The sequence below is a fragment of the Kocuria sp. JC486 genome, assembly GCF_011602805.1.
Lineage (GTDB): Bacteria > Actinomycetota > Actinomycetes > Actinomycetales > Micrococcaceae > Kocuria > Kocuria soli.
Window position 1 is genome coordinate 1 of the sequence record NZ_JAAOZS010000042.1, and the last position, 5,823, is coordinate 5,823.

The following is a 5,823-nucleotide window of genomic DNA, read 5'->3' on the forward strand; positions in this document are numbered from 1 at the left end:
CTCGGGAGACCTCGACTTCTATCCCAACACCGCCGCGCCGTCAGCTTCTACACCCTCATCTGCGAAGAGCCCCTTGACCTTGCTCGCCGCGATCGCGGTGCCGACGCCGGCTCCGCAAACCAAGATCCCGCGATCTGCCGTCCCGTCGAGAACGGCATGCGCGGCCAGGAAGGATACCTGCGGGTAGGTGATGTCCCTACTCGAAAGGTCGACAACCGAGGTGACCCGATCGTCGGCCTCGAGCTGCGCCTTCAGCTCATCCTTCAGTGTCGCCCCATTGCCTGGCGCCCCAATCATGATCCGCATGTGCCTATCCATCTTCAATGATGTCTGAACTGCTTGTTCTTTTACAATCATGGTCGATGACGGTGACCGCGACCACCCGTACCTTTAGCCGTCGGAATTCGATCCTCCTGGCGCGACCCGTGATCGACGTATCGACGCGTCTCGGATGCATCCTGACGGTACCGGGCTATCGGGGTGTGGTGACGTGTTCGAGCGCATCAATGTCGAGGATGGAGACGTCTCGGCGTCCGTGGAGTTCGATGATGCCGGAGGTGGAGAGCGCGGCGAGGCGTCGGCTCAGGGTTTCGGGCGTGGTTCCGAGGTAGGCGGCGATGTCTTGTTTCGCCATCGGCAGCCTCACCGTGGGTACGCCTGCTCGCATGCTGCCGGGCAGATCCAGCAGGTAGGCCGCCACGCGGGCGTTGACGTCGCTGGAGGTGACGGCGCCCAGCAGTCGCTCGACCGAGGAGAGTCGGTCGGAGAGTGTCCGCAGCATCCGCTGACTAATGTCGGGGTAGTTGCGGAGCAGGGCCGAGAGGTCGGCGTGGTCGAAGACGCACATCCGGCTGTCTTCTAGCGCGACGACGAGGTCGACCGGGCTGTGGCCCGTCAGGAAGGCCCGTTCTCCCACGACATCACCGTCTGTCACCGTTCGCAGAATCTGTTCCTGACCATTGGCCGCCGTGTGGCTGACCTTAAGCTGTCCGCTGTGCATCACCAGCAGACGCGACACCGACTGTCCGGGGGAACAAACAATATCCCCCTTGTGGACGCATACCGGGCGGACGAAGTCGGCGACGTGGAGCTGTTCCTGGCGCGTCAGTCCTTGGAAGATCGGGACGCGGGCTACGCACAGGTCATCCTCAGGCATGTCTCGATCCTACCGGAGTCGGCGGCGGCACCTCCGCGCCAGATGCCACCAGGAGTGCGTCGTGCGGTGCCGTGCGGATTTGATCTGGGTCAAGGAGTTCCCGGGGCGCGAACCTATCGTGAAGGTGTCAATAAAAGAACACCACCAAGAAGGGGATTCTCACAATGACTACCTCTACCGCCACCCACACCATTTTGAGGGCCGAGGGGTTCTCTTGCCCGTCCTGCGTGGCGAAGATCGAGAAACAGGTCGGCCGCGTCAAGGGTGTCGAGAACGTGAAGGTCCATTTCGCCTCCTCCCGTATCGAGATCGACCACGACGCCGAGCGCGTGTCCGTGGATGACCTCGTGACGGCCGTGGCGAAGGCCGGCTACAAAGCCATTCCTTCAGCTTTCTGAGGCATGCGGGCCCCTGCGGGCGACGCGCACATTTTTTCCTAATACCCGATCTGCCGGTCCGCTGGCACTTGTTTCAGAAAGGTCGTACCCGAAAGTGAACAGGCTCCAGAAATGGGTCTATGGGAATTGGTCTGTTCCCGTCGTGTCCGGCGTGCTCATCATCATCTCGTTCGCCGTTCAGCGGCTGGCCGAGGGTGCGGCCAACCCCACCGTCAGCCCCCAGTGGTGGCTCGATGCCGGCGCCCACGCCACACATGCCACGGCGGTCTTCACCCTCGCGGATGTCTTCATGGTCGCCGCCGCCGTAGTCGCCGGCTACGGGATCGTGATCAAGGCGGTTCGCGCCCTGGTCGCCAAGGTCATCGGCATCGACCTGCTGGTGTCGGTGGCGGCCATCGGCGCGGTCATCATCGGCAACTTCTGGGAGGCCGCGGCGGTCACGTTCCTGTTCGCGATCGGCCACGCCCTGGAAGCTGCCACTTTGAACAAGACCCGCTCGGCACTGGCCGAGCTGGTCGCCGTGGCACCGGATTCCGCCGTCGTTGTGCGCGATGGTGAACAACAGGAGATCCCTGCCGGACAGGTGAGAATGGGCGAGATCGTCCTGGTCAAGAACGGCTCGAAGGTCCCCGTGGACGGCCAGGTCGTCTCCGGCACTGGTGCCATCGACGAGGCCTCCATCACTGGCGAATCGATCCCGGTAGAGAAATCCAAAGGTGACCAGGTGTTCGCCGGCACTGTCTCCCGCGGCGGCTTCCTGCAAGTGCTGGCCACTGGCATCGGCGCGGACACCACCCTGGCCCGCATCATCCACCGGGTGGAGGAGGCCCAGGACGCCAAGGCCCGCACCCAGGCCTTCATGGACCGCTTCTCCCGCTGGTACACCCCCGCCGTCATGGTGCTGGCACTGGCGGCCGGACTGATCGCCGGCGACGTGGTCCTGGCGTTGACCCTGCTGGTCATCGGCTGCCCCGGCGCCCTGGTGATCTCCATTCCGGTCGCGATCGTGGCCGGCATCGGCCGGGCTGCCCGTAATGGCATCCTGATCAAGGGCGGCGAGTTCCTGGAGACCTCGGCCAAGATCTCGGCGGTCGCCGTGGACAAGACCGGCACCCTCACCGAGGGCCAACCTGTCCTCACTGATGTCGTGGTCCTGGATTCCGCACGGGACCGTGCCGACGTGCTGCGCTGGGCCGCGGCCGCCGAGGCCGGGTCGGAGCACCCGCTGGCCCGTCCCATCCTTCAGACGGCGCGCGATGAGGGGGTGGCCCCCGACGGGGTCCCCGGCACCGTCACCCCGGTCCTCGGTAAGGGCATCGTGTCCGACGTTGCCGGCCAACGGGTGCTCATCGGCAACCCGCCGCTGCTGGACCAGTACGGCGTTCCCGACGACGGCAGCGCCGCTCGGGCGGCGGAAACGCTGGCCTCCGATGGAAAGACGCCGATGATCGTGGCCGTCGACGACCAGGTGATCGGCGTCGTCGCCGTCGCCGACCAAATCCGCCAGGATGCCCCCGAGATGGTCGCCCGGCTCCACCGAGCCGGGGTCGAGAAGGTGGTCATGCTCACCGGTGACACCCGACTGGTGGCCGAGGCCGTCGGGAAGGCCACCGGGATCGACGAGATCCACGCCTCCCTGCTCCCCGAAGACAAGCTGGACGTGGTCGCACAGCTACAGCGCCAGGGCCACACGATTGCCATGGTCGGGGACGGCGTCAACGACGCCCCAGCTTTGGCCACCGCGAACATCGGCGTGGCGATGGGCGCGGCCGGTTCGGCCGTGGCCGTGGAGACCGCGGACATCGCCCTGATGGGTGACAACCTGCTCAAACTGCCGGAGGCCATCGGTCTAGCCAAGCGGACTGTGTCCGTGATGCGGCAGAACATCGCGATCGCCCTGATCACCGTGGTGCTGCTGCTGGCCGGTGTTTTCGCCGGCGGGGTGACCATGTCCGTCGGCATGCTCGTCCACGAAGCCTCCGTACTGGTCGTCATCATCAACGCAATGCGACTGCTACGGAAGACCCGCGGTTCGACCACGACGCCACCGGCCGAGAGGACCACGGAGAAAGGGGCACAGCAGGTAACCGCCTGACATCCAAATCCGCACCGGGGCCCTGGGGCCCGCACGCCTCCGGGTCATCCCGAGGACGCGATAAGCACGAAAACTCAGACAGCGACATAGAGACAGCCATACAAGAAGCAGAGGAGATCAGCCATGACCGAGAAGAACTTCACCCTTGGAGACAACGTCGAGCACTTCACCATCGCGGACGTCGCGAGGGACAACCCGGACTTCCGGAAGGTGCTGTGGACCGGCGAACACGCCCAGATCGTCGTCATGACCATCCCGCCCGGTGGCGAGATCGGGGACGAGGTCCACGAACACACCGACCAGATCCTGACCTTTGTCTCCGGTACCGGCGAGGCGGACCTCAACGGCCACACCCACCCCATCGAGGCAGGCGACCAGTGCGCGGTTCCTGCCGGCGCCCAGCACAACTTCCGTAACACCGGCGAGGAGTCGCTGGTGCTCTACACCGTCTACAGCCCGCCGGAACACGCTATCGGTGTCGCCTTCGCCACAAAGGGCGAAGCCGACGCTGCCGAGGCCGCCGGCCGAGACGAACCACCGCGGCACTGAACAACACCGTCCTGGCGAACCCACTGCGACGCCAAATCCAACCACTGAGAGAGAGTCCATCCCATGTCCAAGGTCTACGTGTTCAACGACTACGGCGGGCCCGAGACCCAGGAGCTGATCGACCGGTCTGTTCCAGTGCCCGGGACCGCGGAGCTGGCCATCGAGGTACGGGCCGCCGGAGTAAACCCCGTCGACTGGAAGATCCGCGAGGGCCAGCTGGGCCATCACTGGAGCCTGCCGGCGCCGATGGGCCGTGAGGCCGCCGGCGTGGTCACCCAGCTCGGCGACGGGATCGATGACTTCGCCGTGGGCGACGAAGTGCTCGGGCTGGTGGCACCCGGGCACGGCGGGCTTGCCGAGCACACACTGTTGCGCGCGTCCACGACCGTGGCCAAGCCCGAGGAGATCTCCTTCACCGACGCCGCCACCATCCCGGTAGCCGCGGCCACGGCCTATGACGCCACCCACCAGATCGAACTCGAAGCGGGCCAGACCCTGCTGCTATTGGGCGCTGGCGGTGGGGTGGGACTGATGGCCGCACAGATCGGCCGGGTGCACGAGTTCAGGGTCATCGGTGTGGCCAGCGCAGCCAAGCGGGGCCTGGTCGAGTCCACCGGTGCCATCTTCGTCGAATCCGGTCCGAACCTGCCCGAACGGGTGCGCGAGATCGCCCCCGGCGGGGCAGATCTGATTGTCGACCTCGTCGGTGGGGACGCGCTGCGCGCCGTCGCGGACCTGGTGCCCGACCGGACCCGGATCATCTCAGCGGCTGATCCGGACACAGCCGCCGAGCTGGGCGGCCTGGCCCTGGCACGCACGAATGAGGCTATGGGGAAGATCACCGAGGTGATCCGATACGGGCTCGTCGATCCGCACGTGAACGCCCAGTTCGGCCTGGATGAAGCAGGCCAGGCGATTGCCGCAGTCGAAACCGGACATGCCGCCGGAAAGATCGTCGTAGTGCCCTGAGGCGAGCCCACCGAGGCCGGACGGGGCGCGGTGAGCACGCGTTTTTCATTCGGGGCGGGCCCGCTCCACTGCATTGCTCCTCAACAGGGGCACAGCTCGACGTGCCCGGATGAGCCGAGAGGGTGGGGAGGGTCCCGATGTCGATCGTACCGCGATATGAAGCGCCCTGGGTTTCGTTCCGACCTACTTCCTCAAGGAGGATCGGATCATGCCCCAGAAGTACACCCCCGAGTTCAAGGCGCGAGCCCTGAAGCTCATCGAAGAACGCGTCCGTGCCGAGCAGTGCTCTGGCTGGGTCGCCTGCACCGCCGTCGGTGAAGCCCTCGGCGGGATCTCACCGCACACGCTGAGGAACTGGTGGAAGCAGGACCGCATCGATCAGGGCGAGGCTCCAGGGCTGAGCACCGCTGAAGCCGAGGAGATCACCAAGCTGCGCAGAGAGAACCTTGAGCTGCGCCGCGCGAACGAGATGGCGCATTCAAGCGGTGGGCTTCGGCGAGTTCTCGACGCAGCCCGCCGCGCCAATGAGATGGCGGATTCAAGCGGTCAGCGCAACATCTCCTGTGAGATGGGACAGTCACTGACCACAGGAGGATCCGGATGCAGGGCAAGCACGGTCATCTCAGCCGGGAGCAGAAGCAGCTGGCGCTCAGGTT

At 65.6% G+C, this 5,823-nt stretch carries 6 protein-coding genes and 1 pseudogene; 5 read left to right on the forward strand and 2 right to left on the reverse strand.

What is annotated here, in order from left to right; genetic code table 11:
• Positions 1–18: 18 nt before the first annotated feature.
• Together GWK18_RS12675 and GWK18_RS12680 are read right to left on the reverse strand one after the other, a co-directional pair.
• Positions 19–306, reverse strand: coding sequence for an RpiB/LacA/LacB family sugar-phosphate isomerase (locus tag GWK18_RS12675; RefSeq protein ID WP_166835687.1), 288 nt, complete (start codon positions 304–306; stop codon positions 19–21).
• A 166-nt stretch (positions 307–472) separates the two neighbouring features.
• Positions 473–1,156, reverse strand: a complete 684-nt coding sequence (locus GWK18_RS12680) for a Crp/Fnr family transcriptional regulator (protein WP_166835690.1) — start codon at positions 1,154–1,156, stop codon at positions 473–475.
• Positions 1,157–1,320: 164 nt separating this feature from the next.
• On the opposite strand from GWK18_RS12680, the gene GWK18_RS12685 reads away from it, so the two are divergent.
• The 5 genes and pseudogenes from GWK18_RS12685 to GWK18_RS12705 form a co-directional block, all read left to right on the forward strand.
• Complete coding sequence (locus GWK18_RS12685) at positions 1,321–1,554, forward strand: heavy-metal-associated domain-containing protein (RefSeq protein ID WP_027587535.1); 234 nt, start codon at positions 1,321–1,323, stop codon at positions 1,552–1,554.
• Between the two features lie 94 nt (positions 1,555–1,648).
• A complete protein-coding gene (locus tag GWK18_RS12690; protein ID WP_166835693.1) occupies positions 1,649–3,649 on the forward strand; it encodes a cation-translocating P-type ATPase in 2,001 nt (666 codons plus the stop codon).
• Between the two features lie 123 nt (positions 3,650–3,772).
• A complete protein-coding gene (locus GWK18_RS12695; RefSeq protein WP_027587537.1) occupies positions 3,773–4,198 on the forward strand; it encodes a cupin domain-containing protein in 426 nt (141 codons plus the stop codon).
• 63 nt (positions 4,199–4,261) lie between these two features.
• A complete protein-coding gene (locus GWK18_RS12700; RefSeq protein WP_166835696.1) occupies positions 4,262–5,167 on the forward strand; it encodes an NADP-dependent oxidoreductase in 906 nt (301 codons plus the stop codon).
• Between the two features lie 208 nt (positions 5,168–5,375).
• Positions 5,376–5,823 (forward strand): annotated as a pseudogene (locus tag GWK18_RS12705) (hypothetical protein); the annotation flags it as partial.

Coding starts and splice junctions, on each gene's coding strand:
- GWK18_RS12685 (WP_027587535.1), top strand. CDS start 1,321: ATGACTACCTCTACCGCCACCCACACCATTTTGAGGGCCGAGGGGTTC.
- GWK18_RS12680 (WP_166835690.1), bottom strand. CDS start 1,156: ATGCCTGAGGATGACCTGTGCGTAGCCCGCGTCCCGATCTTCCAAGGA.
- GWK18_RS12700 (WP_166835696.1), top strand. CDS start 4,262: ATGTCCAAGGTCTACGTGTTCAACGACTACGGCGGGCCCGAGACCCAG.
- GWK18_RS12675 (WP_166835687.1), bottom strand. CDS start 306: ATGCGGATCATGATTGGGGCGCCAGGCAATGGGGCGACACTGAAGGAT.
- GWK18_RS12695 (WP_027587537.1), top strand. CDS start 3,773: ATGACCGAGAAGAACTTCACCCTTGGAGACAACGTCGAGCACTTCACC.